This window comes from Variovorax sp. KBS0712 (genome assembly GCF_006323185.2).
Lineage (GTDB): Bacteria > Pseudomonadota > Gammaproteobacteria > Burkholderiales > Burkholderiaceae_C > Variovorax > Variovorax boronicumulans.
On the sequence record NZ_VCCD02000002.1, the window covers coordinates 612,568 to 635,145 of the forward strand.

20 protein-coding genes are annotated in these 22,578 nt (G+C 68.3%); 9 read left to right on the forward strand and 11 right to left on the reverse strand.

What is annotated here, in order from left to right:
• Window positions 1-34 precede the first annotated feature (34 nt).
• Window positions 35-946 (forward strand): LysR family transcriptional regulator ArgP, encoded by a 912-nt coding sequence (locus FFI97_RS19795; RefSeq protein ID WP_070061978.1) that lies wholly within the window; start codon window positions 35-37, stop codon window positions 944-946.
• A 15-nt stretch (window positions 947-961) separates the two neighbouring features.
• Here the strand turns inward: FFI97_RS19795 and FFI97_RS19800 are convergent, their stop codons facing one another.
• Together FFI97_RS19800 and FFI97_RS19805 are read right to left on the reverse strand one after the other, a co-directional pair.
• On the reverse strand, window positions 962-2,326 hold the full coding sequence (locus FFI97_RS19800) for a M16 family metallopeptidase (RefSeq protein WP_139706439.1): 1,365 nt from the start codon (window positions 2,324-2,326) through the stop codon (window positions 962-964).
• Window positions 2,327-2,343: 17 nt separating this feature from the next.
• Window positions 2,344-3,789 (reverse strand): M16 family metallopeptidase, encoded by a 1,446-nt coding sequence (locus FFI97_RS19805; RefSeq protein ID WP_139706441.1) that lies wholly within the window; start codon window positions 3,787-3,789, stop codon window positions 2,344-2,346.
• Between the two features lie 29 nt (window positions 3,790-3,818).
• Between FFI97_RS19805 and ftsY the strand changes: the two genes are divergently transcribed.
• From ftsY to FFI97_RS19825, 4 genes are all read left to right on the forward strand, one after another.
• Window positions 3,819-5,120 carry a signal recognition particle-docking protein FtsY gene (gene ftsY / locus FFI97_RS19810; protein WP_139706443.1) on the forward strand — a complete coding sequence of 434 codons (1,302 nt, stop codon included), beginning with the start codon at window positions 3,819-3,821 and terminating at the stop codon, window positions 5,118-5,120.
• A 642-nt stretch (window positions 5,121-5,762) separates the two neighbouring features.
• A complete protein-coding gene (locus FFI97_RS19815) occupies window positions 5,763-6,569 on the forward strand; it encodes a hypothetical protein (RefSeq protein ID WP_144004489.1) in 807 nt (268 codons plus the stop codon).
• Window positions 6,566-9,598 (forward strand): T6SS effector BTH_I2691 family protein, encoded by a 3,033-nt coding sequence (locus FFI97_RS19820; protein ID WP_144004490.1) that lies wholly within the window; start codon window positions 6,566-6,568, stop codon window positions 9,596-9,598. The genes FFI97_RS19815 and FFI97_RS19820 overlap by 4 nt, the downstream gene beginning before the upstream one ends.
• Window positions 9,595-10,650, forward strand: coding sequence for a DUF6708 domain-containing protein (locus FFI97_RS19825; protein WP_139706969.1), 1,056 nt, complete (start codon window positions 9,595-9,597; stop codon window positions 10,648-10,650). Before FFI97_RS19820 ends, FFI97_RS19825 begins: the two co-directional genes overlap by 4 nt.
• Window positions 10,651-10,937: 287 nt before the next feature.
• Here the strand turns inward: FFI97_RS19825 and FFI97_RS19830 are convergent, their stop codons facing one another.
• Both FFI97_RS19830 and FFI97_RS19835 read right to left on the reverse strand, forming a co-directional pair.
• The gene (locus FFI97_RS19830) at window positions 10,938-12,737 is read right to left on the reverse strand and encodes a hybrid sensor histidine kinase/response regulator (RefSeq protein WP_260685063.1); all 1,800 of its coding nucleotides are present in this window, start codon (window positions 12,735-12,737) and stop codon (window positions 10,938-10,940) included.
• The gene (locus tag FFI97_RS19835) at window positions 12,734-13,453 is read right to left on the reverse strand and encodes a response regulator transcription factor (RefSeq protein WP_139706993.1); all 720 of its coding nucleotides are present in this window, start codon (window positions 13,451-13,453) and stop codon (window positions 12,734-12,736) included. Before FFI97_RS19835 ends, FFI97_RS19830 begins: the two co-directional genes overlap by 4 nt.
• A 156-nt stretch (window positions 13,454-13,609) precedes the next feature.
• Between FFI97_RS19835 and FFI97_RS19840 the strand changes: the two genes are divergently transcribed.
• The gene (locus tag FFI97_RS19840; RefSeq protein ID WP_144004491.1) at window positions 13,610-14,074 is read left to right on the forward strand and encodes a DUF962 domain-containing protein; all 465 of its coding nucleotides are present in this window, start codon (window positions 13,610-13,612) and stop codon (window positions 14,072-14,074) included.
• Window positions 14,075-14,118: 44 nt separating this feature from the next.
• On the opposite strand, the gene FFI97_RS19845 is transcribed toward FFI97_RS19840, so the two are convergent.
• A complete protein-coding gene (locus FFI97_RS19845; RefSeq protein ID WP_139699921.1) occupies window positions 14,119-14,937 on the reverse strand; it encodes an aminotransferase class IV family protein in 819 nt (272 codons plus the stop codon).
• A 114-nt stretch (window positions 14,938-15,051) separates the two neighbouring features.
• On the opposite strand from FFI97_RS19845, the gene FFI97_RS19850 reads away from it, so the two are divergent.
• A complete protein-coding gene (locus FFI97_RS19850; protein WP_139699922.1) occupies window positions 15,052-15,969 on the forward strand; it encodes a LysR substrate-binding domain-containing protein in 918 nt (305 codons plus the stop codon).
• Window positions 15,970-16,105: 136 nt separating this feature from the next.
• Entirely contained in the window at window positions 16,106-17,047 is a 942-nt protein-coding gene (rpoH, locus tag FFI97_RS19855) for an RNA polymerase sigma factor RpoH (RefSeq protein WP_056577975.1), read from the forward strand.
• A gap of 67 nt (window positions 17,048-17,114) precedes the next feature.
• On the opposite strand, the gene FFI97_RS19860 is transcribed toward rpoH, so the two are convergent.
• Genes FFI97_RS19860 through FFI97_RS19885 form a run of 6 tightly spaced genes read right to left on the reverse strand, consistent with a single transcriptional unit; the run spans window position 17,115 to window position 22,292 of the window.
• Window positions 17,115-17,945 (reverse strand): DNA alkylation repair protein, encoded by an 831-nt coding sequence (locus FFI97_RS19860; RefSeq protein ID WP_095746690.1) that lies wholly within the window; start codon window positions 17,943-17,945, stop codon window positions 17,115-17,117.
• Window positions 17,946-17,961: 16 nt separating this feature from the next.
• Window positions 17,962-18,582 carry an SCO family protein gene (locus FFI97_RS19865; protein ID WP_139699923.1) on the reverse strand — a complete coding sequence of 207 codons (621 nt, stop codon included), beginning with the start codon at window positions 18,580-18,582 and terminating at the stop codon, window positions 17,962-17,964.
• Window positions 18,583-18,599: 17 nt separating this feature from the next.
• Window positions 18,600-19,505: a heme o synthase gene (gene cyoE / locus FFI97_RS19870; RefSeq protein ID WP_139699924.1), complete on the reverse strand. Its 906-nt coding sequence runs from the start codon at window positions 19,503-19,505 to the stop codon at window positions 18,600-18,602.
• Window positions 19,502-20,725, reverse strand: a complete 1,224-nt coding sequence (locus tag FFI97_RS19875) for a COX15/CtaA family protein (RefSeq protein WP_139699925.1) — start codon at window positions 20,723-20,725, stop codon at window positions 19,502-19,504. The genes cyoE and FFI97_RS19875 overlap by 4 nt, the downstream gene beginning before the upstream one ends.
• Window positions 20,726-20,749: 24 nt before the next feature.
• Window positions 20,750-21,433, reverse strand: coding sequence for a hypothetical protein (locus FFI97_RS19880; RefSeq protein WP_139699926.1), 684 nt, complete (start codon window positions 21,431-21,433; stop codon window positions 20,750-20,752).
• Window positions 21,417-22,292 carry an SURF1 family protein gene (locus FFI97_RS19885; protein ID WP_139699927.1) on the reverse strand — a complete coding sequence of 292 codons (876 nt, stop codon included), beginning with the start codon at window positions 22,290-22,292 and terminating at the stop codon, window positions 21,417-21,419. The genes FFI97_RS19880 and FFI97_RS19885 overlap by 17 nt, the downstream gene beginning before the upstream one ends.
• Window positions 22,293-22,319: 27 nt before the next feature.
• On the opposite strand from FFI97_RS19885, the gene FFI97_RS19890 reads away from it, so the two are divergent.
• Window positions 22,320-22,550 carry a twin transmembrane helix small protein gene (locus FFI97_RS19890; RefSeq protein ID WP_062481367.1) on the forward strand — a complete coding sequence of 77 codons (231 nt, stop codon included), beginning with the start codon at window positions 22,320-22,322 and terminating at the stop codon, window positions 22,548-22,550.
• The last annotated feature ends 28 nt before the right edge of the window (window positions 22,551-22,578 follow it).

Sequence of the window (22,578 nt, forward strand, 5' to 3'; positions counted from 1 at the left end):
CTAACGCCGATTCAGTTTTACTTCATTCACAACCATGCTCGACTACGCCGCCCTGCACGCCCTTGCCGCCGTGGTGCGCGAAGGCAGTTTCGAGCGCGCCGCCCGCGCGCTGCACGTCACGCCCTCGGCGGTGTCGCAGCGCGTGAAGCTGCTCGAGGAGCGCACCGGCGGCGCGCTGCTGGTGCGCGGCCAGCCCTGCGTGGCGACCGAGGCTGGCCTGCAGCTGTGCCGGCACGTCGAGCGCGTGGGCATGCTGGAACACGAGCTGCGCGAGGCCCTGCCCGCGCTGGGCATGGGCAGCGGCGAGGCGCACGAGCGGGTCACGGTGCGGGTGGCGGTCAACGCCGACAGCCTCGCGACCTGGTTCATGGCGGGCGCCGCAGCCTTCGCCGCGCAGGCGCCCGACGCCCTGCTCGACCTCACGGCCGACGACCAGGACCACACGGCCGAGCGGCTGCGCAGCGGCGCGGTGCTGGCGGCCGTGACCGCGCTGGCCCAGCCGGTCACGGGCTGCAACAGCGAGGCGCTGGGCACGGTGCACTACGTGGCCGCCGCGAGCCCCGGTTTCGTGGAACGGTATTTCGCCAAGGGCGTGGGCGCGCGCACGCTGGCCGCCGCGCCGAACCTGGTGTTCGACCGCAAGGACCGGCTGCAGGCGCGCTGGGTGCGCCGCATCTGCCACCGCAACGTGGAGACGCCGCGCCACTGGGTGCCCTCGCCCGCCGCCTTCGTCGAGGCGGCCTGCCGCGGCATCGGCTGGGGCATGCACCCGACCAGCATGGTGGCCGATGCGCTGCGCGACGGCACGCTGGTCGAACTGGTGCCCGGCGCAACGCTGCCCGTGCCGCTGTACTGGCAGCACGCCCGCGCGGCGCCGCGCCTGCTGGCGCAGCTCGGCGCCGCGGTGCGCGAGGCCGCGCGCAGCGGGCCACACGCGCTGGCCTGAGCTCTTCTTTTCTTCTTACTGCGCCGCGGCGGCCTGCTTGCCGCCCACCACCACCGTCACCATGCGCTGCGGCTGCAGCTTGCGGGCGAACGCGGCCTGGATGTCGGCGGCCGTGACCGCGTTCATGCGCGCGGTCCAGGTGTCGAGGTAGTCCAGCGGCAGGCCGTACCAGGCGATATTGGCAACGTTGCCGATCAGCTTGCGATTGCTGTCCAGGAGCAGCGGGAAGCCGCCGATCAGGTTGTCCTTGGCGGCCTTCAGCTCCTTCTCGGTCGGGCCTTCGGCCACGAACTTCGCGAGCACGTCACGCGAGACCTTCGTCGCCGCCTCGGCCTGGTCGGGCCGGGTCTGGAAGCCGATGCGGAAGGCGCCCGCGTCGAGCCCCGGCGCAAAGCCGCTGTACACGCTGTAGGCCAGGCCGCGCTTCTCGCGCACCTCTTCGGTCAGCCGCGAAACAAAGCCGCCGCCGCCGAGCACGTAGTTGCCGAGCGTGAGCGCGAAGTGGTCGGGGTCCTGGCGCGGGTAGCCGGGCTGGCCGATGAAGACGTGGGCCTGCGCCGAGTCGAACGCAATGCGCTCGTCCTTCGGCGCCGTGAGCGCCACCACCGGCGCGATGGCCGGCAGCGGTGCGCAGGCGGCGGGGCTGGGCAGGCGCGACAGCAGCGTGGTCGCGAGCGCCTCGGCCTCGGCGCGCGTGACCGCGCCCACGATGCTGAGCTTGGCGCGGCACGGCAGGATCAGCTGCTCGTAGCGCTGGCGCATGGCCGCGGTGTCGATGCGCGCCAGCGTGGCTTCCGTCACTTCCTGGCCGTAGGGGTGCGTGCCGTACACGGCCTGCGCGAAGGCGCGGCCGACCACGGTGGCGGGCTTGGTGTTGGCTTCCTTGATGGCGGCGTTGATGCGCTCGCGCTCGCGCGGCCAGATCTCGTCGGGGAACGAGGGCTCGCCGATCTCGCGCGCGGCCAGCGCCACGGCCTTGGTCAGCAGCGCCGGGTCGGACAGCGTGCGCAGCGTGTAGCTGGTGCGGTCGGTGCCGGCGCTCACGTCGAAGCTGGCGCCCAGGTCGGCCCAAGCCTCGCCCAGCGCATTCTGGTCGAGCGCGGGCTCGCCGTTGCGCCCGGCGCGCACGCCCTTCTCGACCATGGCGGCACTGGTGCTGGCCAGCCCGGCCTGCGCGGCCGGATCGCGCCGGCTGCCGGCGTCGAAGTCGATCTGCACGTCGACGATCGGCAATGCGTTGGTCGACACCAGGTACACCTTGGCGCCGTTGGCCAGCGTCCAGTGCTGGATGGGCAGCGCGGCCTGCGCGCTGCCCATGCCGAACAGCGCGGTGATGCCCGCCAGGAGGGCGGTGCTTGCAATCTTGTGGAGGTTCTTCATGAGGGAATCCGGTGCTTTCAGCGCATCTCGCCAGCAGGGGCGGCGAAGCCGCGGCCGCGCTTGGGTTCGGGCGGCAGGGGCCGCAGCGTGGCGACCGTGAGCTGGTCGTCGCCGAAATACTTGGCGGCCACGGCCTGCACCTGCGCCGCCGTCACGGCCTGCAGCCGGGCGACGATGCGCTCGCTGGCGTCCAGCGGCAGGCCCTGGATCCAGTTGCTGCCGAGTTCGCGCGCCTGCGCCATCACCGAGTCGCGCTTGTAGGTCTCGCTCGCCACCCACTGCGTCTTGACGCGGGCCAGCTCGGCCTCGCCGACGCCCTCTTTCGCCACGCGCGCCACCTGGGCGCGCAGCGCGGCCTCGACCGTCTCGGCGGTCTTGCCGGCGGCCGGCACGCCGTCGAGCATGAACAGCTGCGGACCGCGGCCGATGAAGCCCGCGTACGCGCCGGCCGAATCGGCCACGCGGCCGGGGCCCTGCGTGAGCGCGCGGTCGAGCCGCGCGCCGGCGTAGCCGTCGAGCACGGCCGAGAGCACCACCAGCGCCCAGGCGTCGCTGTTGGCGTCGTCGATGTTCGTGAGCTGCGGCACGCGGAAGGCGAGCGACACGTACGCCTGCTCGGCCGGGGCCTTGAATTCGAGGCGGCGGATGCCGCGCTGCGCGGGCTCGGTGCGCGGCTTGCGCTCCGGCACGGCGCGCGCGGGGATGCTGCCGTAGTACTTCTCGGCCAGCGCGCGCACGCGCGCCACGTCGACGTCGCCGGCCACCACGAGCACGGCGTTGGCCGGCACGTACCAGCGCTGGAAGAAGGCGCGCGCGTCGGCGGGCGTCATCGACTCAAGGTCGCTCATCCAGCCCACCACCGGGCGGCGGTACGGCGACGCGGTGAAGACGGCCGCGCTCTGCTGCTCGCCGAGCAGGGCGCGCGGCTGGTCGTCGGTGCGCAGGCGGCGCTCTTCCTTGACCACCTCGATCTCGCGCTTGAACTCGTCGTCGGGCCACTGGTTGTTGGCGAAGCGGTCCGATTCGAGCTTCATCACCTGTTCGAGGCTGCCGACCGGGATCTGCTGGTAGTAGCCCGTGGCGTCGCGCATGGTGAATGCGTTTTCCTGGCCGCCCAGCGCCGCCACGCGGCGCGAGAACTCGCCGGCCGGCACGCTCTTCGTGCCCTTGAACAGCATGTGCTCCAGCACGTGCGCCACGCCCGTGGTGCCGTCGACCTCGTCCATGGAGCCGACCCGCACCCAGACCATCTGCACCGCCGTCGGCGAGCGCCGGTCGGTCTGCACGATCACGGTCATGCCGTTGGCGAGGGTGAATTGCTGGGGGCCCGGGGCCGCGGCGATGGGGGTCGACGCGGCGGGAGCGGGGGTGGACTGGGCCTGCGCGGGCACGGTCCACAGCGCCGAAAGCGCCAGGGCCAGCACCGCACCAGACGCAGCGCGGCGTGGCGAGAGGTGTTTCATAGAATGGGTCGGATTGTAAAAAGCTCCCGATGTTCAGTTTCTTCAAGAAAAAACCACCTGCCGATGCCCCGGTGACACCGGCCCCGCCGCCGACCGCCGAACCCGCGCCCTCCCCGGCCGCGGAACCCGCACCGGCACGCTCGGTGTTCTCGCCGTCGAGCTGGTTCGGGTCGAAGCCTGCGGCGGAAGCGCCTGTTCCCGCACCCGCACCCACCCCTGCGCCGCTCCCCGAGCCAACACCGGCCGCGCCCGTGGTGGCGCCGGCGCCCGCGCCAGTTCCGGTCGCTGCACCAGCGCCGATCCCTGCGCCAGCGCCCGCCCCCATTCCCGCACCCGCTCCCGTCATCGCGCCACCGCCGCCCCCTCCGGCGCCCGTGCCCGCACCGCCTCCCGCGCCTGTCGCCGTCGTCGAGCCGGCCCCCATCGCCACCGAGCGCAAGAGCTGGTTCGACAAGCTCAAGACCGGCTTGCGCAAGACCGGCACCGGCATCCAGGCCGTGTTCGTCAACGCGCAGATCGACGACGCGCTGTATGAAGAGCTCGAATCGGCGCTGCTCATGGCCGACACCGGCGTCAAAGCCACCGAGTTCCTGCTCGACGACCTGAAGGGGCGCGTCAAGCGCCAGATGGCCACCGACGCCTCGCAGGTCAAGCGCCTGCTGGCCGACGCCGTCACCGACCTGCTCAAACCGCTCGAAAAGCCGCTGGTCATCGGCGAGTACACGCCCACCGTGATCATGGTGGCCGGCGTCAACGGCGCGGGCAAGACCACCTCCATCGGCAAGCTCACCAAGCACCTGGCCACCGAGGGCGCTTCGGTGCTGCTGGCCGCGGCCGACACCTTCCGGGCGGCGGCGCGTGAGCAGCTGCTGGTCTGGGCCGACCGCAACACCGTCGAGATCGTCAGCAACGAAGGCGGCGACCCGTCGGCCGTGAGCTTCGACGCGGTGAACGCCGGCAAGGCGCGCGGCAAGGACGTGGTCCTGGTCGACACGGCCGGGCGCCTGCCGACGCAGTTGCACCTGATGGACGAGCTCAAGAAGATCAAGCGCGTCGTCACCAAGGCCGACGCCTCCGCGCCGCACGAGGTGCTGCTGGTGATCGACGGCAACACCGGCCAGAACGCGCTGGCGCAGGTCAAGGCCTTCGACGAGACGCTGGGCCTCACGGGCCTCATCGTCACCAAGCTCGACGGCACCGCCAAGGGCGGCGTGCTGTGCGCCATCGCACGCGAGCGGCCGATTCCGGTGTACTTCATCGGCGTGGGCGAAAAGCTCGAAGACCTCGAGACCTTCAACGCGCGCGAGTTCGCGCAGGCGCTGCTGGGCTGAGGCGCCGCGCCTCGTTTCGGGTCCAAAGAACGGCGCGGATCTTCCCCGCGCCGCATCGCATCCCTGCGATTGCGCAGTGAAACGCCTCAATGGCGAACATTTGTCGACGATGGTCATCGCGGATGGCTCAAAGTCGGAGAGATGGCGTAGAGGGATAGTTCTTGCCGTTCCACGCACCAGTCTGCCCCTCCATTCAAGGGGCAGATGTTCGTGAATTCGATCACGACTCGGCTGCCCAGCCGGGCAGTGCCACTCCTACACTCCGCGCGGCTTCTCTCGAACACCGAGCGGTGACTCCAACCCGCATCGTCGTCTCCGGGGAGGCCAGGGAGGGTGGTCAAGCGCGGCAACGAAGATTGCATCCAAGCGTCAGGCTGCCTGTGTTCTTGCTGCATTCATACACCGGCCGCCATGTCAGAGATTCCCCTTCCACCCTGGCCTTGGGACAGTCCGCCACGCGCGTTGACGACAGCCCTTGGCAAATGCCTTGCCGCCCAATTCGGGCCCGGCCCCGTCTATCTCCTCGTTGATCCGTGCTTTGACGATCCCCCCGGGGTAGCGCTTGAAAAAGCAACGGCCGGCGCGGTCCCCGGCGGCACACGACGGGCACGCGAAGCTGCATGGCAACGCCAGGTCCACACGTTGCACTCCAGCGACCTCCCCCGTTTCACGGAAGCTCGCTTTCCGTACCTCGTCTGCCTGGAAGGCGACGCGGATCCCTGGCTCGAGAAAAGCATCGAATGGGCTGCGCAGGAGCACCTGGATGCTTGTGCACTCGGCAACGGTGCTTGCCGCATCGGCGGCTGGCTTCAGCCTCACAGCGTCGACACCCCTCGTGTACTGGAGTCGCTGTCGTCTGGCATCGATCACGAAGGGCGGGCATTGGCAGCTCAACTCGCTCGCCTCCTCGAGTTTGCCGACGCCGACGGTGCGCGCCGGATGGTTCGCCTGTTCGACCGGCGTGTCCTGCACACGCTGCAACGGGGAACCCGGATCGATTGGGCGTCCGCGCTCCAGGGCATCGCCTGCTGGAGCTACCTCGATCACAACCTCGCACTGCACACGCTGCAAGGCCATCGCGGCGCATTCACTGCCAAGCCGTTGATCGACAGCGACGCGCACCGCGAGTTGCTCGGCCGCTGCCATGCCCTTCACTTGACCCAATCCGCGTGGCTGCACACCACGTTTCCATTGCCGGATGACGCATTCGACAAGGCCATGCGTCAGCTGTACGACGCCGAGCAACGCGGGCTCGTCCATCCCGCAGACCAGGCGGCCTATGCCGTGGAAACCCTGACCGACCCCGCATTCGGCCATTGGCCGAAGCAACAGGTGCTTCTGGACAACGTCGTGCGCAACCGCTTGGTGCTGCGCGATGCGCTCGACGACCAACGCCACAACTGGACCGGCACGAACGCCGCCACCCGAACCGTCGGAAAGTACCTATGAGCGACTGCAGAATCTGCGACAACAAGGCCGGCCTTTCGATCCTTCTGGTGCGCCCTGGCGCCATCGCGACCGATGCGGATTTCGCACCCGCTGAAGCTCCGCGGCTACTGACCCACGAACCCAGCGTCAAAGCGCTGAGCCTGCCCGCGCTGAAGAGATCGCGCCATGTCCTACGCATGCTGCGCCAGGGCGGCTTCGTGTACGTGTACTACACCAAGTGCCCTCCGCAGCTCATCAAATCCTGGCAGGCGTACCGGGTGCAAGGCAGCGGCGCACTCGTCCCCGAAAGCCAGATCGTCTGGGCCGATCGGGAAGCCAGCTTCGCATGCAGCGTCAAGCCCACGCACCCGAACGACGTGCGCACCCTCTGTATCCAGCTGCCCGAAAAAGAACCAGGCAGCGCCGGCCCCGTGTGGATCGGTTTCAGCATGAACTGGTGGGACGACACCATGCGCGAGCAGGTGCAGGCCAACCCCGCTGCGGCCGGCATGGTGTGCATCGACTCGCGGGCCGATCTGGGCGGCGTGTCGCATGCCTTCAAGGCCGAAGAGGTGCTGATCCAGAAGCATGTCGCCGACTTCGCGCTGCGCTCGATGAAGCATGGTGGTATCAAGGAAGGGATCAACGTCATCCAAGGCGGCACCGAGTCCGCCACGTCCTTCTACGGCGCGTCGCAAGACAAGACCTACAGGCTGGCCAATGGCATGGCCGCCGCCATGCGGCGACAGGCCGAGCAGCACGCGGCGACGCGGGGCAAGGCATTCGTGCTCGCCATCCCCGACCCCGTGGGGCTTGCCGCCGATCTGAACGGCATCCGTCTTGCCAGGGACAAGGCGTTCAAGGACGCCACACTCCGGTCGCCCGAGGCTTGGCCCACCGCAAGCCATGCAACGTTGAACGCGCTGCAGGCTGCGATGAAGACCGCAGGCATGGCCCGCGCCGAAGGCGAGGCCTACGGCAGCACCTCCCGTCTGCAGTGGGAACAACTGCGCGGACAGCCTTACTTTCAAGTGGGCTTTGCATGGGAACCGGCCGCCGACGGCTCGCTCGCAGCCGATGGCAGCCGCAACGGCCGCATCGTCGAGCCGGGAAACATCCGGCGCACGCGACGCATCGGTCAACGCGGCGAACGCATTGGCGAGTCCGAGTGGCACGGCATTGCGAACGAGATCGACGCGCTCAAGCGCAAGGAGTGGCAGAAAACGCGCCATACCGCACTTGGCAAGGAAGCCGATCTTCTGTCCGCCTACGAACTCGACTGGCTGCACGCGACGAAACATCCAGCCACACTCGACTACTTCAAGCACCATTTCGACGAGAACAGTCCGAACAAACTGACAGAACAGACACGAAGTTGCCCCGGCGCCATCTACGCAAGCGAAAGCCACCTGATCCACTTTCCTCAGCCGCTGAGCACGCCGCAGTGCTTCAAGGACTATCTGGCTCACACACTGGACAAGCCCATCACCGATGCAAAGGCGATTGCACTGCGCGCCATGTTCGGCAACCAGAAAAACGTCATCGAGCAGGCGCATGCCGTCCTCGTCGGCGAATGGGACCGCGCCGGCGAGAACATGCGCGACAAGACCTACGACCTCATCAAGGGATTGCTCACCACCGAAGCCGGTCGCAAGTACAACTGGCTGACCAATGTGGTAGCAACCTTCTCGATAGGCCAGATCGCCGCGTTCACGGCCGCCGCGACACAGTTGCTCAACTCGCCGAAGGCTGCGCCGGTCGTGGAGCCGTACCTGCGCAAGCTGCCCAAGGTGTGCCTAGCCCACCGAGGCTTCGAAGCGGCGCTGGAGGCGGCCCTGAATGGCGGTCGAAGACTCGATATGCCAGTGCTGCTAGAGCTCAAGCTCAATTCGCGTGACGCCGTGGCTATCTTGGCCGGCAAGAGTGCGGCGGCCAAGGCCACCGAGTGGGTTGTCAGCGCCAGCAAAGGCGAAGTGAAGATGTGGGCCCTGACCTCGTTGGACGCTCTCCAGCAGCTGCGCGACCCTACCTCCATCGATCCCGGACGCGCTCCGGCAAGAATGCCCAACGCAGGCGGTGATCCGCTGGCCGAACTCAAGGTCAGAGCCGCCAGCATGGGAGCCATCGAGTTGACCCCTAACAGCGCGACACGCATCCTCCAGTATCAGAATGAGCGTGCAATCGGTGCGGCCCGGGAGATCAAGGTGGAGAACTTCAAGAGCGGCACCGATGCCCGCCTGGCTCTCGGCAGCCTGTTCGTGCAGGGCCTGGGCATGTACTGGGGCATCAAGGCGCTGATGGAGGCCTATTCAGGAGAGGGCCCCGAGGCCGAGAAAAAGCGACACGATGCGTGGCTGAGCGTGGGCGACAGCGCCTCGGGGCTGGCGACAGGCTTCTTCGAACTGGCGCATGCGGGCCACAGCATGCGGCTGGTGGGGCAAGGCGGCGCAGCGGCAATGCAGGCCAGTGCGGTGCTTCCGGCGCTCAGGCTTGGGGCTGCGCTAGCGGGGGTGGGGGGTGGGGTGATTAATGCGTGGATTTCTTGGGATAAGGCGGATGCTGCGAAAGAGAATGCCAACGACGTTGCATATGGTGCCTACACCGTTGCAGGTTTTGCCTTCATGGGAACTGCAATAACAAGCACGGCGCTTGCTACTGAAGCGGGTGCACAAGCGGCCCTCAAGCGCTTTGCAAGCCAGCGCGTGGTCGTGATCATCGCGGGTTCCATCGTCGGCGGCATGGAGGCGTCGGTCGCCGGATTTGCCCTCGCCTCCATCATTTCAGGCACGGGTCTTGTCTTACTGGGCGTAGGCATCGTGGCCACACTCATTGCCATGCAAGAACTCACGCCACTGGAAAAATGGGCCAACCGCAGTTATTTTGGGAAGGGCAATCGAGGTGTGAAATTTTCCGATGGCCATGAAGAGCAGCTCAAACTCAATGAAGCGCTTGCTCCTCCCAAGCCAGTAGCGACGCCGGAACCTGCGCCATACCCAACACCCGCGTATGACCCAAGGCAGCGAGGCCCGACACGAAGGACGAGTTCTTGAGTGCACCAGAAGCGGAAGCACCGCCAACAGCCAACAAGCTCCCCATAAAGAAGCGCATCGACGTGTTGCGCAGCTTTGGAAAAACCGAGGTCGCAAGCATTGAGGTTACAGACTTGGGATTGCTCAAGCGCGTCTACGCCCGAGCCCTCCAGTTTGGAGGGGTGGGAGGGGTGGGCTGGCGTGGGATGCCAGCATCACTCGCCGCTCTAGGTTTTTTCCTTAGTCTCTGGACAGCTAGTCTTGCGTTGAGAGGACTTCTCTACCCGGATCCGTTTGAGGTCGGGAAGACATATCCAATCGTCATATATGGCATCGCTCTCTTCTTTTTTTCCACTAGTGCTTTCCTTTTTCTTCTCTGGGTCTACACCGCCACCTTCTTCCTTCCCTCCGACGACAGCGTCATCTTCGACCGTGGCAACCGCAAGGTGCACTGGGTCAGCATGCAACTCGCAGGCAAGACCCGACGCACAGCATTAAAGCGTCCCGTCATCGAAGTCCGCAGCGTCGATTGGGATCTTGTCGATGCTGAGCACCGCGTCACCGTCAAGGTCAACACCGCCAGTGCGAGCCGCGACCATGACCTTGCATTCATCGTGCACAAGAGCGCCACGGACGCCACCGTTGTCGACGAATTCGGCATCGCCCCGAGCATGCTGCTGGGTGAGACCACCGTGCCCGCCCTGTGGGAGCACATCCGCCGCTACATGGAAGAAGATGGCCCACCCCTGCCACCAGGCGTCACAGAACCCAGCCCCACGGTGCCCAAGCCGCGCAACTGGTGGCAGAGCATGGGGCTGGTCGGCCCCTTCGGGCCAAAGTACCTGCAGTGGTGGAGGAAGCAACCCGGCCTCACCCTGGCCGCTCACGCACTGCTGCCGCTGAGCCTACCGATCTATCTGGCTTGGGGCACGTTGAATTGGCTGACCTACGCCACTGAACAGAAAGTCCACTGGCCGCAAGACGTGCTGAGTGCGCTCGGACCGTCACTGGATTCGCGGAGCATCGAGGCGAGCAAGGGTGACGCACTGCAGCCCATGCGTGCCAAAGGATAAAAAAACGGCCCCCGGCTTTCGCCGGGGGCCGTCAGCTCCCTGTCTTTCTTATTTCTCCCTTGTATTCCCCCTGCGTGTGGCCTGTGCGGCGTCGCGCCTCGTGTGCGAAGGCACCGGTGGTCGACGCCTGCAACGCCCCCTGATTTCGCTTCCCTGAAACCCGAAATTACGACGGGAGGCGAACGCCCGGCAGTGCCAAAAGTCATTGCATGTGTGGCCAACCGATGGGATCGGCACGCAATGAACTACAACGTATTCACTTTCAGCCGCAGGCTGTGTGCCAAACGCTACGGTGCCGGCACAAGCCCCGCCATGGCCTGCAGCAGCGCATCGGGCGCCACTGGCTTGAACAGCACCGGCACGCCCGATTCGCGCACGCGCTGCAGGCGATCGGGCGAGGTCTCGCCGGTGATGAGCAGCAGCGGCAGCTCGGTGCCCAGGTGCCGACTCAGGCGCAGGCCCACGTCGAGGCCGTCGACGCCGTCGGCCAGGCGGTAGTCGCACATCAGCAGGCCGAAGGGCCGGCCTTCGGCGCGGGCCTGGTGCAGTGCCTCGGCTGCGGCGGCCTCGTCGGCGACGGCGTGCGCATCGATCGCGTGGGAGCGCAGCAGGCCGGTCATGGCTTCGCGGATTTCAAGTTCGTCGTCCATCAACAGCACGCGACCGGGCAGCGTGACCGCGCGCCGGCGTGCAGCCAGTTCGACACTGCCGGCCGGAAACGGGCCCACGAGCGCGCTGACCTGCGGCGGCACGGTCGGCAGCACGACGCGGAAGTGCGTGCCCCGGCCCGGGCGCGAATGCATCTGCACCGGATGGCCCAACAGCCGCGACAGGCGGCGCACGATCGACAGGCCGATGCCCAGGCCGCGCGCACGGTCGCGGCCCGGGTTATCGATCTGGTAGAACTCTTCGAAGATGCGGTGCGACTGCTCGGGCGCGATGCCGATGCCGGTGTCGCGCACCTCGATCCACACGGTGTCGCCGCGGTCGCGCGCCGTCACGGTCACGCCGCCCTGCACGGTGTACTTCAGCGCGTTGTCCATCAGGTTGGACAGCATGCGGTGCAGCAGCTGCGGATCGCTGCGCACCCACAGGCCGCTGGCGCGCACGCGCAGCTGCAGCTCCTTCTGCTCGGCCTGCGCCGAGAAGGTGTGGTTGAGCGGCAGGAAGAGCGCATCGAGCTCCACCGGCTGCGGCGAAGGCGTGATGACGCCCGCATCGAGCCGGGACACATCGAGCATGGTGTCCAGCGACGCGCCCAGCGAGTTCACCGCGCGCATCAGGCGCTCGGCGTTGCGGCTCTCGGGACGGCCGCGCAGTTCGTTCTCGAGCGCGGCGCCGAACAGCGCGATGGCGTGCAGCGGCTGGCGCAGGTCGTGGCTGGCGGCACCGAGGAAGCGGGTCTTTTCTTCACTGGCGCGCTCGGTGGCGGCGATCTGCTCGCCCAGGCGCGCGGCCAGTGCCTCGTTCTCGAAACGCAGCATGAGCGAGTCGGTCAGCAGCCGGTGCTGGCGCACGCCGGCGTGCAGCGTGAGCATCAGGTAGGCCGAGCCCGCCGCGGCCAGGAACAGGTGCAGGCCGTCGCCCTGCCAGGCCAACGCGATGATCATGCCCAGCGACATCGGCAGCGTGTAGCCGAACAGCGCGGGCTTCAGGGGCCACAGCGACTGCGCGGCGCGCGCGCAGCTGCCGACGATCACGGCCATCAGCAGCGAGGTCATGGGCAGGTTCTCGTGCGGCACGATGAACCAGGGCACCACCGCCGTGATCATGCTCACCAGCGTGACCATGCGCGAGATCTTGCGCGCCCAGTACGGGCTCTCGGAGGCCGGCTTGTCGGGCGTCCAGCGCGGCGTGAAGAAGACGTAGATGTCGACCGCCACCAGCGCCGCCATCCAGAACAGCAGGCGCGCATCGCTGAGCTGCGAGTAGATGATGCAGCCGAACACGATCACGAAGCCCAGGTGGGTCAGCGTGGAGATGCCGTAGGTGTCGTAGACCGAGCCGACGTGCTCGCGCAGCACGCGCTGGCCCAGCAACTGGCCGGCGGCGGCGTCGCCGCGGCCCGCCAGCGTGGCGCCGCTCAACGCAGCATGCTGATCAGCTGGGCGCGCGAGCGCATGCCGAACAGCAGCAGGATGGTCGAGACATGGTTCTTCACCGTGCCCTCGCTCAGGTTGGCCAGTTGCGCGATCTCCTTGTTCGCCTTGCCTTCGAGCACCCACTGCAGCACCTGCATCTGGCGCGGCGTGAGCTCCTGCCAGGCGCTGGCGTGCGCGAACTCCGCGTAACCCGACAGCGACTTGGGCAGCGACGCGGGCGGCAGCGGCTGCTGCGGGGTGCCGTCGGCCTCGAACAGGCCGCAGGCGCGGATGAAGCCCACCATCTCCTTCAGGTCGGCGGACTTGGGCAGGAAGGCACTGGCACCGAGCGCGAGCGCACCCTGCGCCAGCGTGCTGTTGGCGGTGCCCGAGAGCACCACAACGCGCGCCGCCGGAAAGCGCAGGCGGAACTCGGCCAGGCCGCTGAGCCCGTGCGTGTCGGGCAGCGCGAGGTCGAGCAGCACGAGGCCGATGGCCGCCTCGTTCGCCGCGTAGAGCGCGAGCGCGTCGGCGATGTTGCCGGCCTCGAACACCGCGATGCGCGCGCCCGAGGTGGCGGCCTGGGCCTGCACCAGCGCGCTCACGCCCAGGCGCAGCAGGTCATGGTCGTCGACCACCAGGATCGCGCCGGACACGCCGGCGGTCACACCGATGTCGGTGGTGGGCGGCAGGGGTGCGGAGGGGGAGTCGAAAGAGGCCACGGATTTGATCTTAGCGGCGCAAGCCCCGCGCGACAGTGCCCTAAGTCATGGCGCTCTGGCCCTCGCCCTCCCCCGGGACGACGCCACTTGCCATCGCCCGGCGCCGTGGGCACCATGAGTCTCTTGCCGCAACGCACGGCGCCCCGGAGACCTGCCATGACCCACACTGCCGCCGCCCCGCTCGCCACCAGCGAGCGCAAGGTCGACCGCCTGCTCGCCCACTACGAGGAGAGCCACCGCCATCCGACCAACGAGCTGATCCACTTCGTGGCCATTCCCGCGATCATGCTGAGCATCGTCGGGCTGCTGTTCGCGATCCATCCGTGGGTGGCCTACGCCTTCGTGGCGGCCAGCCTCGTGTACTACGCCCTGCTGCGCTCGCCGGCCTTCCTCGTCACGATGCTGGCGCTCACGGTGCTGGCGCTGGTGGCGGTGCATGCGATGGGCACCGCGGTGGCGCCGGTGTCGGCGGCGATCTTCGTGGTGGCGTGGATCTTCCAGTTCGTCGGCCACAAGATCGAAGGCAAGAAGCCTTCGTTCTTCGAGGACATCCAGTACCTCTGGGTTGGCCCGCTGTTCGTGCTGTCCAAGCTGTTCGTCAAGCTCGGCATCCGCTGGTAGTCGGTGGGTGATCTGGCGCGCAGCGTCCGCGCGCGAGGGTTCCTTCAAGGCGACATGAGCGGTTCGGCCTCATAGGCCCGGTGCAGCAGTTCCACGAAAGCCGGCGCTGCCGGCAACACCACGTCGCCGATGCGGTGCACCGCCACGCCCGGCGTCCACGAGTTCATGACCACGGCGCCGGCCAGCGCGGGCAGGTCGGCCATCCGCAGCACCTGGCTGCGCTGCGGGACACCGAGGCGTTCGAGCTGCCGGCGCACGATGCCCATCGTGGTGCCAGTCAGGATCTCGGCTTCGGGCCACACCACCGCCTCGCCGTCCCAGAAGGCCAGGTTCCAGATCGACGCCTCGCCGAGCCGGCCGTGCCGGTCGAGAAAGGCCGCGTCGCCGAAACCCTGCGCGACGGCCTGGCGCAGCAGCTGGGTCTTGGCGCCTTCGCCGACGTGCTTCACGGCCGGCAGGAAGCGCTCGTGTTCGATCGCGGCCAGGGTCAGCGGGCCGGCGGGGCCGTTGGAAGGTGGGCCGGTGCGGATCAGCACCTCGGGCACCGCGTCGACCGCGGTGAACTCACCGGCCGGGGAGTAGACGGTGGCCGTCAGCGACAGGTCCGCCGGGCCGGCCGCGAGCGCGGCCCGCAGGTGGGCGCGCACCGTGTCGTCGGGCAGCGCCTGGCCGAACAGGGTCTGCGAGGCGAAGCGCAGCCGTGCCAGGTGGAGATCGAGGCCCCGCACCCGGCCGCCGCGCACCTGCATGGCCGTGAAATGCGCGTGGCCGGCGAAGGCGAGCGGAGTCAGGGCCTCGGCGAGCACCGGCTGGCCGTTGCGCTGCACGACAAAGGAAGAAGGAGAAGGGACGCTGGCGGACATGGTTTCGTGGCTCCTGGAGGGGATGGATCATCAAGTTCCTGAACTATCCCGCGTTGACTTCCCCAGGAGAAACGAATAGTTTTTGGAAAATCATCAAAAACCATTTGAAGATCGATGCACCCCAGACTGCTCCCTGGCACCCGCGCCCTGCGCACCTTCGAGGCCGCCGGGCGGCACCTGAACTTCACGCGGGCCGCCGAAGAAGTCGGGCTGACGCCGGCGGCCGTGAGCCACCAGGTCAAGGAGATCGAGGACCAGCTCGGCGTGCTGCTGTTCACGCGCACCAGCCGCAGCATCCGCCTCACGCCGGCCGGCGCCGTGTGGCTCGAGGCCACCGCCGACGCGCTCGACACCCTGCGCCGCGCCGCCGGCCGCGCCCGGCGCATGGCGCGCGGGGCGGCGACGCTGCGGCTGTCGACCAGCGCCCGTTTCGCGACCAACTGGCTGCTGCCCCGGCTGCCGCAGTTCCGCGCCGCGAACCCGGGGCTGGAACTGGGTTTCGATATTTCCGACGCGCTGCGGGATTTCGACGCCGACGACATCGACGTGGCGATCCGCTTCGGCAACGGACAAGACCCGGGCACGCGCGCGCAGCGGCTGTTCGACACCGTGATCGTGCCGGTCTGCAGCCCCAGGCTGCTGTCCAGCGGGCCCCCGCTGGCAACGCCGCGCGACCTGCTCCAGCACACGCTGTGCTTCGTCGACTGGAAGACCGACGGCATGGTCTGGCCGAACTGGCCCATGTGGATGGCCGCGGCGGGCATCGAGGGCTTCGACGACAGCCGCTGCATCGGCTTCTCCGACTCGAGCGACGTGGTGCGCGCCGTCACCGAGAGCGGCATGGTCGGACTGGCCGATCTGGACATGATCGGCGCCGACCTCGCCCAGGGCCGGCTGGTGCGGCTGTTCGACATCGGCGTGCCCATGGCGGCAGACTACGCCTACCACCTGGTCTACCCGGAAGGCAGCGCTGCGGACCCGCGCATCCTGGCGTTCCAGGACTGGCTGCTGGGGCAGGCCTCCAGGACTTGAAAAACGCCAAACGGCATACAAATATCCAACAAATCGCGGCAAAAGCTATCGCAACGATAGAAACCCAAGGGAACCCTTGGCTTAGCACTCCCTCTAACCGAGTGCTAATATGGCCAACACAAAGGAGTTTCCCCTGATGACAACGCTGTCTGGAGTCTCTGCCAACCAGCTGGCCGTCGCCAACCCATGGTCGATGGTCCCCCCGCTGGGCAACCTGGATGCCTACATTTCGGCCGCCAACCGCCTGCCGCTGCTCACGCTCGAAGAAGAGCAGGGCTTCGCACGCAAGTTGCGCGACCAGAACGACCTCGAAGCTGCCGGTGCGCTGATCCTGTCGCACCTGCGCCTGGTCGTGTCCATTTCCCGCCAGTACCTGGGCTACGGGCTGCCGCACGGCGACCTGATCCAGGAAGGCAACGTCGGTCTCATGAAGGCCGTGAAGCGTTTCGACCCCGACCAGGGCGTGCGGCTGGTGAGCTACGCCATGCACTGGATCAAGGCCGAGATCCACGAGTACATCCTGAAGAACTGGCGCATGGTCAAGGTCGCGACGACCAAGGCCCAGCGCAAGCTGTTCTTCAATCTGCGCTCGATGAAGCAGGGTTTCAAGGCCGACTCGGCCGCAGCCGACAACGGCACGCACCGCGAGACGCTGAGCCCCGACGAGGTCTCGCAGATGGCCACGCGCCTGAACGTGAAGCCCGAGGAAGTGCTCGAGATGGAAACCCGCCTGTCGGGCGGCGACGTGCTGCTCGATCCGGGTCCGTCCGATGACGGCGACGAAGGCTTCGGCCCGATCGCCTACCTGGCCGACGCCACGCAGGAACCGACCGCTTTGCTCGAATCGCAGCAGCGCGACCGCCTGTCGAGCGACGGCATCGCCACCGCCCTGGAGGCGCTGGACGACCGCAGCCGCCGCATCGTCGAAGAGCGCTGGCTCAAGGTGAACGACGATGGCTCGGGCGGCATGACGCTGCACGACCTGGCCGCGGTGTACGGCGTGAGCGCCGAGCGCATCCGCCAGATCGAAGTGGCGGCGATGAAGAAAATGAAGAAGGCGCTGGCCGAGTACGCGTAAGCGTCACGACCGCCCTCCTCCACGAAAAAGCCCGGCAGTGCCGGGCTTTTTTTCGTTCGGGGACACTTCAGGGCGTCGACTTGGTCAGCGTGCGCAGCGCCCGCTTCGCGATGTAGCGGGTCTCGGCGACCGGCGACTCGGCCACCCAGCGCGTGCACAGCGTCTCGACCCACTCGGGCTGCGTCTTGCTGGCGTCGTTGAGCCAGTTGGCGACCGAGTTCTGCACGTAGCGATGATCGTCGGCGCGCAGCGGCTCCAGCAGCGGCAGCGCCAGCCAGGGCTCGGCCTTCAGCGTCTCGATCTGCGCGCACCACACGCCGCGCGGGCGCGTGAGCTCGCTGGCGAAGCGGCGCACGTTCGGATCGGCATCGGCCACCCAGGGCTGCAGCAGCGCCAGCGCTTCGTCGAGCGAATCGATGACGCTGTCGCGCACCGCCATCCAGGCGAACTCGCGCACGCCGAAATGCGGGTCGGCGGCAAAGCGGCGCACGGCGTCGAGCTGGGCCGCCAGCGGCAGGCCCGACAGCGTGATCCACTGCACCGCCCAGCAGCGCGCCACATCGCTCGCGTGCGTGGCCAGCCGGTGCGCCACGGCATCGCGTTCGGCGTGTTCGGCCGTCATGTCGTACAGCGCCCGCGCGATGTGGCTGTGGCGCTGCATGGGCTTGAAGGCGGCCAGCATGGCGAGCGTGTCGTCCAGCCGTTCGTGCGCTGCGTCGAGGCCGACATGGCCCGCCACGCTGCGCGCGAGCAGCGGCAGTTCGAGCGCGAGGAATTCGTTGAGGTTGACGGTCTCGAGCAGCCCGCCGTTCAGCGCGCCCAGCACCTCGGGCGGAATGAGCGCAATGCGGAACGCGCCCTTGCGCGACTTCAGGTGCGCGACCGATGCGGCGTCCATGCCCCGGGCGCCTGGCTCAGGACGCGAGCAGCGTCTTCAGGTCCGACACCATCGCCGGCACGCCCGCGCCGTAGCGCGCGTAGAGCCGCAGGCGGCCCTGCGGGTCGTAGATGTAGCTGGCGGCCGAGTGGTCCATGGCGTAGCTGGTCGGGGTCTTGCCCTCGACCTTCTTGTAGTAGACCTTGAAGTCCTTCGCGACGGCGGCCAGCTGCTCGGTCGTGGGAATGAGCGCCACGAAGCTCGGGTCGAACGCGCCCATGTAGGCCTTGAGCACCTCGGGCGTGTCGCGCGCCGGATCGACGGTGACGAACAGCACCTGCAGCTTGCTGCCGTCGGCGCCGAGCTGCTGCTTGACCTGCGCCATCTCGGTCATGGTGGTCGGGCAGACGTCGGGGCATTGCACGTAGCCGAAGAACAGCACCACCGCCTTGCCCTTGAAGTCGGCCAGCGTGCGCACCTTGCCGTCAGCGTCGGTGAGCGAGAAGTCTTTCGCGTAGTCGGCGCCCGTGATGTCGACCGCCTGGAAGCTCTGCTTCGGCTGCTCGCTGCAGGCCGAAAGGCCCAGGCCCAGCGTGGCCGAGGCGGCCACCCAGCCGGCCGTGGCGGCGATCGATTTCAGGGCATTGCGCTTGTTCATGGGCAGGTCAGGTCCGGTCAGCGGAGGTAATGGTCGACGAGCAGCGCCGCGAACAGCACGCTCAGGTGGATGAGCGAAAACCGGAAGGTCTTGCGCGCCAGCGTGTCGGAGTAGTTACGCCACAGCGCGAAGGCATAGCCGGTGAAGCCGATGCTCACGCCGATGGCCACCGCAAGGTAGAGCCAGCCGCTCATGCCGTAGATGAAGGGCATCAGGCAGGCGGCGAACAGGATGAAGGTGTACAGCAGCACCTGCAGCCGCGTGAACTCGTTGCCGTGCGTCACGGGCAGCATCGGCAGGCCGGCCTTGCGGTAGTCCTCGACGCGGTACAACGCCAGCGCCCAGAAATGCGGCGGGGTCCACAGGAAGATGATGAGGAACAGGATCAGCGCCTCGGGGCCGACATCGCCCGTCATGGCGGCCCAGCCCAGCACCGGCGGCATGGCGCCCGAGGCGCCGCCGATCACGATGTTCTGCGGCGTCAGCGGCTTCAGGATGACGGTGTAGATCACCGCGTAGCCGACGAAGGTGGCGAAGGTGAGCCACATGGTCAGCGGGTTGACCGTGAACCACAGCAGCGCCGAGCCGGCTGCACACAACAGCGCCGAGAACACCAGTGCCTGCATGTCGCTGAGCTGCCCACGCGCCGTGGGGCGCCAGGCGGTGCGCTTCATCTTGGCGTCGATGCCCTTCTCGACCAGGCAGTTGAATGCGGCGGCGGCGCCAGCCACCAGCCAGATGCCGATGCAAGCCAGCACGCCGCGCTGCACATCGGCCCACGACGGCAGACCGGGCACGGCCAGCACCATGCCGATGAGCGCGCAGAACACGATCAGCTGCACCACGCGCGGCTTGGTGAGCGCGTAGAACTGGCGCAGCACGTTGGCGGTGCTGGCGTGCTGAACAGGAATCGGGGTGCTCACGCGGTGGCTTTCTTCGGTTGGGGGGTGCCGCGCGCATTGTCGACGGCGCGCGGAATCGGTGCAGCGGCGGCGCTTTCGCGCCGGCTCTCGCACAGCGCCCAGGTCAGGACCACGGCCAGCGCCGCGGCGCCGCCCGTGTGGAGCACGGCGGCGGCCAGCGGCCAGCCGAGCAGCACGTTGCCCAGGCCCGTGGCCAGCTGCAGCAACGCCAGCCCGAGCAGCCAGCGGGCCTGCGAGCGCAGCGCCTCGAGGCGGCGCAGGCGCCAGGCCAGCAGGCCGAGCGCCACGAACACGGCATACGCCATGAGGCGGTGCACGTAGTGGATGGCGGTGAGGGCGGAAAAGTCGAGCGGCTGGCCGTCGCCGGTCACGCCGAGGTGGCGCCAGATCTCGAAGCCCTGCACGAAATTCATCGGCGGCCACCAGCTGTCCTGGCAGGTCGGGAACTGCGTGCAGGCCAGCACCGCGTAGTTGGTGCTGACCCAGCCGCCGAGCGCGATCTGCAGCACCAGCAGCACCGCCGTGGCGATCAGCCCGTTGCGCAGGGCCGGCGACACGGCCGTGGGCAGGCGCTGCGCGGCCACCTGGCGGTAGCGCACGGCCTGGATGCACAGCAGCGCGAGCAGCACGATGGCGCCCATCAGGTGCATCGTGACGATGGCGGGGAACAGCTTCCAGGTGACGGTCATGGCGCCGAAGGCGCCCTGCAGGCAGACCCAGACCAGCGTGGCCGCGGGCCACCAGGCGCTGAGCACGACGTGGTGGTGCGCGCTGTCGACCGGCGGCGCGGGCTGGCGCCGCTGGCGGCGGCGCACGATCCAGGTGGCGCCGGCCAGCGTGAGGATCAGCACCCCGACGCCGGTCGCGAGGTAGCGGTGGACCATCTCGATCCAGGCCTTGCTGTGCGTCACCGGGCCGGTCGGCTGGGCCGCTTGCGCCATCGCGATCTCGTGGCGCGCGCCGGCCGGGCTGGCGTTGCCGTAGCAGCCAGGCCAGTCGGGGCAGCCCAGGCCCGAGTCGGTGAGCCGCGTGAAGGCGCCGAACAGCGTGAGGTCGAAGGTGAGGAACAGCGTGAGCACGGTCAGCGCATGCAGCCGCCGCGCGGGGCCGGAGCCGGCATTGCGGCGCCACACCCAGACCAGCGGTCCGAGCGCGAGCAGCACGCCGGCGCCCATCATCCAGGCGATCGGCGTGAGGTCGTAGAGGGAGCTCGTGTCCATGAGGCGGTGGTGGTTCGCGCGGGCTCAGCGGCCCGCTTCGTCCCACGACGACGAGGCGCGCAGCAGGCGGTCGATGTCGCGCTTGGCGCGGCTCGCGCCGGCGGCGTCCATGCGGGCCGGGAAACGCATCATCCAGTTGCCCATCGGATCGACCACGTAGAGGTGCTCGGACAGCGTGTGGCCCTTCACGGGCGCGAGCCAGCGGGCGAGTTGATCAGCCGGCACGCGCAGCACGGTCGCGCCGTGCAGGCCGTTGGTCAGGCGCTCGGGCACGGGCGCCGCGTCGCTCACGAGCCAGACGCGGTCCAGGCGGTCTTTCTCGCGGCCCAGGCTCTCGCGCAGCTGGCGCTGCAGGTACAGCTGCTGCTCGCACAGCGCATCGCAGGCGGCGTCGGCCACCGCCACCAGCAGCCACTGGCCCTTGAGCGTGGCCAGCTCGACCGGCGCGCCGCTGCGGTCGGTTGCCGTGAGGCGGGGCATCTCGCGCTGCGGATCGATCAGCTCGCCGTACACGCTGCGGCCCTCGGGCCGGATCACGTAGTAGGTGAAGTACGAGGCGATGACGGGGGCCGCGCACATCAGCAGCACGGCGATCATCTTCCAGCGCCCGTGGACCGTGCGGCGGTTCTCGGCCTCGTCCAGCGCCTGGCCCGGCGACGGCATCGAGTGCACGGTCAGGCCCAGCGGCTCGTCAGAGGCTGCGGCCATCGCGTGCGCGGCGCCGCGCGCGCCGGAAGGGGGAGATGAATTGGAACCAGACATAGAGGATGACAACGAGGGCCGACAGGCCGAACCACTGGAATGCGTAACCGTAGTGCCTCTCCAGGCCCAACGCCGGGGCCGGCCAGTCGCGCTGCAGGCCCTCGGACGCCGGCCCGCTCTGCTGCAGCGACACGTCGGTGCGCAGCGGCAGCTGGGTCTCGCCGCGGAATGCCTCCAGGTCGAGATTTTGCCGGATGGGGGAAGACCCCTGAATGCCCGGTGCCGGAGCGCTGGCGCCGGCAGCCGAAGGGGCCGGTGCGGCGGCCGATGCCGCGGGTGCCGGTGCGGCCGCAGTCTTCGCGCCGAGTTCGAACAGATGGCTCGGCGGCGGCTCGATCAGCGCCGTGAGCTCGACGATGCCGGGCGGCGTCTCGACCACGCCGAGCTGCGTGCGGTCGACGAAATTGCGCTGCACCCAGCCGCGCTGGACCATCACGGCCTGCTCGCTGCCCTCGAGCGCGAATGGCGTCAGCACGTAGAAGCCCGGCGTGCCGTGCATCTGGCGGTTGTCCAGGTAGACCGTCTGCGCCGTGAGCCACAGGCCGCGCAGGCGCACCGGCCGGTGCATCTCGCCGGCGGCTTCGCCCAGCGCCAGGAACTCGGCCTGCGACAGCGGGGCTTTCAGCTTCTGCGCATCGATGCGGGCCTGCAGCGCCTCTTTCTGCGCGGCGCGCGACAGCTGCCAGCGGCCCAGCGACACGGTGGCGGCCAGCGCCAGCACGGCCGCCAGCGTCACGACCAGGAAACGGCCCTGGCCCGCGCGGCGGCGCGGCGTGGCAGAGGAAACGAGAGGCTCGGGGGTCACTGGAGCGGACGGGGCGTGCGGCCGATAATGCGGGTCATGAAATATTTCGTCGCCCTGATCTTTCTGGGCATCTTCGCGAGCCTCGCTTTCGCGCTCTACTTCATGCTGAAGGACGGTCGCGACGGGCAGAACAAGCGCGGCGGCATGGCCCGCGCCCTCACCTTTCGGATCGGCCTGTCGGTCTTTTTGTTCCTGTGCATGCTGCTGGCCTGGAAACTCGGCTACATCCAGCCCACCGGGCTCCCGCTCGGGAAGTAACAGATGGTGCTCGTTCCACGAGAACCAT